Source organism: Bradyrhizobium sp. (genome assembly GCF_049586575.1).
Lineage (GTDB): Bacteria > Pseudomonadota > Alphaproteobacteria > Rhizobiales > Xanthobacteraceae > Bradyrhizobium.
In genome coordinates this window covers 1-3274 of the sequence record NZ_JBAVCF010000760.1, presented here as the reverse complement: position 1 = coordinate 3274, position 3274 = coordinate 1, and the positions used below count along the sequence as shown (strand labels likewise).

The 3274-nt window shown below is 59.7% G+C and carries 2 protein-coding genes and 1 pseudogene; all 3 read right to left on the bottom strand.

The window, feature by feature from the left end; genetic code table 11:
* A pseudogene (locus WB528_RS27335) lies at window positions 1–1276 on the bottom strand (transketolase); the annotation flags it as partial.
* 111 nt (window positions 1277–1387) lie between these two features.
* Window positions 1388–1843, bottom strand: coding sequence for a DUF2231 domain-containing protein (locus tag WB528_RS27330; protein ID WP_423892462.1), 456 nt, complete (start codon window positions 1841–1843; stop codon window positions 1388–1390).
* A 98-nt stretch (window positions 1844–1941) separates the two neighbouring features.
* A partial coding sequence (locus WB528_RS27325; protein ID WP_423892461.1) for a molybdopterin-dependent oxidoreductase occupies window positions 1942–3274 on the bottom strand: 1333 nt, incomplete at its 5' end.

Here is a 3274-nt window from a genome sequence, read left to right as displayed (position 1 = left end):
CGTAACTCCAGACGCCCTCCACCGCCCCTTGCTTGTCGCGCACGGTCACTCCGGCTGGCTCAAAATCCCCCAATCCCGAAAGCGCGGTATGGGTCGATGGATTCAAATCCGCCGAACCGCCGATCAGCGCCGGCAATCGAGGCGCAACGGCATTCATCACCTTCCCCGCGGCAACGCGAGTGGCCATGCCCTTTTTATCCGCGGGGAAGGCCGGAATATCCCTATCCCATCCATCGGGCAATTCGCCGTGCATGACCTGTTGAAACGCTTTTGCGAGATCCGGAGACGCGCGGCTGTACGCCGAGAATCTGTCGCTCCACTCCGTCTCGGCCGCTTTTCCCCGCTCGACCGCTTTGCGAAAGTGTTCGACTGCCTTCTCGGGGATGTGAAATAGTGGCTCCGTTGGCCAGCCCAGATTCGCTTTCGCTAACCGCACTTCGTCGACACCCAAGGGCGATCCATGCGATTCAAAGCTGTCCTGCTTGTCGGGCGCGCCGTAGCCGATATGGGTCCGCGCCAGGATTAGCGAGGGCCGCTGCGTTTCCGCGCGAGCCGTGCGCAGCGCCGTGTCGACCGCAACGAGATCGTTGCCGTCCGCGACCGACTGGACGTGCCAGCCATAGGCCTCAAAGCGGCGCCCGCGATCCTCGGTAAATGTGATGTCCGTTCCAGCCGAGAGCGTCACCCGGTTGTCGTCGTAGAGGTAGATCAGCTTGCCGAGCTTCAAATGGCCGGCGAGGGACGCCGCCTCCGAGGAAACGCCCTCCATCAGATCGCCATCGCTGACGATCCCATACGTGAAATGATTGACGATCTCGGCACCCGACCGGTTGTAACACGCTGCCAGGTGCGCTTCGGCCATCGCGAGACCGACGCCATTGCCGAAGCCTTGACCGAGCGGCCCTGTGGTCGTCTCGACGCCCGGCGCCACACCACGCTCGGGATGCCCTGGCGTCATGCTGCCCCATTCGCGGAACCTTTTGATCTGTTCGAGAGAAAGATCATAGCCGGTAAGATGAAGCAAACTATACAGCAGCATCGAACCATGCCCCGGAGACAGCACGAAACGATCACGATCAAACCATCCCGGATTAGCCGGATTGTATTTCAGAAACCGGGTCCAGAGCACATACGCCATCGACGCGGCGCCCATCGGCATTCCGGGGTGGCCGCTATCGGCCTTTTGCACCGCGTCCACGGAGAGGAAACGCAGAGTATTGATGCACGCATTGTCCAATGCAGGATCGGAAGGAATTGCAGGAGGCGCTGCGTTCATTCGAATTCTCCGTTTGATTTTCGAGCCGCGGCCACCTGTTCCGCGTAAGACTGTCGTGACGCGCCTTGGCCCTCGCGGGCAACCATCTCACTGGTTACCAGCCCTTACGCGCTATTCGCGCCCTTCGACGCCGACGCCGTAAACATGCACCATCTGGCCGCCAAGCCATCCTGATACAAAGAGGAGTGCGACGCCAATGATCGAAAGCACGACGGGAGCGCTCAGGCTCGTGCCTAAATTCGTGGGGCCGCTGGCGCGCAGCCAGATATTTATTGCATACAGGACGACGGCGGTGAGATTGATCGCCATGTGGGTCAGAGCAATCTTCTTCACTGGCGGAGCGCCCCCCTTATAGAAGAGCAAGTCGATAAATCCTGGTACCGCCGCGCAGAGCGCGCCGATAAGACCACCGATCATGCTGAAAAACGCGACAGTGGACCATGCTTCTCCGGTAGCGCCCGCCAGACGAATCAAGTCGCAGGCAAGCGAGAAGATCCAAAGACCGATCGGAAAGACAATCAGCATGGGATGGATGGGATGCTTGAAGATGCTCGCTGGCGTACGCATTGAGACGTTCCTTTGATCGTTAGAGATTTTGCAAGCGCGTAAGCACTCTCAGAAGACTTTTCAACAGGTGCGGCAAGTGCCCGCTCCACGTCTGCGCCTCAAATCGGCATGCGGTAACCGAAGAATTCATGGTCTTCATTGTAACCACCCTCCCCAGCCCCCAGATCGGCGAAGTCGCGGACGAACTCGATCGCCGCGATCCACTTGACCATCTTGAAGCCCAACTCGTTCTCGCAGCGAAGCCGCAGCGGCGCTCCGTGCAGCACGCTTACGGGTGCTCCATTCATCTCGTAGGCGAGCATCGTCAGGCGATGGCGCATGTTGGAGATCTTGTGCACATCGTAGTAGCGGCCACCATCGTCGCCGTCTGCGAGCGAGTAGAACACGGCGTATCGAGCTTCCGACGTAGGCCGCACCAAATCGAGGATATCGCGCATCGGGACGCCGCCCCACTTGGCGACGCCCGTCCATCCCTGGATACAGAAATGCGTCGTGATTTGTTCCTGCTTAGGCAGGGCCCGGAGGTCGGCGAGGGAGAACTCACGAGGCGCCTCCACCAGCCCATCGATGCGTAGTCGCCAGTGAACGAACTGACTCTCCACGAGGGCGTCAAACTCGGCGGAGTTCGGCATGGTTCCATTGGGCCAAAAGTGCGGAGAGATATCCCGTTCGGTGAGCTGGGCGTTCGGGTCCCACCACTCGGAAAACCCCTTGATACCACCGATCATGAACTCACCGATCCGTTGCACCAGGCGCGCGTGCCGGATCGTGAAAGGTGAGGCGACCCACCAAGCCAACCCCACGATCACCATCGCTAAGACGAAGAGCGGGAACCCAGTCCAGGAGTTGTTCTCCACGCCAGCAAACATGTGGTTCGTGTTCTCCCGTAGACCGGTGATGAACACCATGATCCCGTGCGCCAGGATGAACAGCACGAACCAACAGAACGAGATGAAATGGATGGAGCGGGCCGCCTGACGGTTCAGCACTCTTTTAAGCAGGCCAAGCCGATTGGAAATTGCTGGACTCTGTAAAAGACCCGTGGTGATCGACACCGGCGCGGCGATGAATACTGTGACGAAATAGCTGAGTTGCTGCAGGCCATTATACCGGGTCCAGCTTTCGTCGACGGGGAAGTTCAGCGACGCATACTGGATGGCGGTCGAGAGCGCCGCCGGGAACACGCCCCACGTCACGGGGACCAAACGAAGCCACTGACCGGTCGCGAAAATCAGCACGTAAAACGCGATGCCGTTGATCGTCCACAGCATTACGATGGAAAAATGCCACCATCGGGCGAGCCCTATAGTGTGGCGCAGACCCGGAATGCCGAGCCATGTTGGCATCGTCACGGCGTCGTCCTTGGCGGTCCAGATCCGACCCTCGGGAACTGCGCTCTGGAAGCGGAACCACTCCGTGCCGGGCGTACAG

Coding starts and splice junctions, on each gene's coding strand:
- WB528_RS27330 (WP_423892462.1), bottom strand. CDS start 1,843: ATGCGTACGCCAGCGAGCATCTTCAAGCATCCCATCCATCCCATGCTG.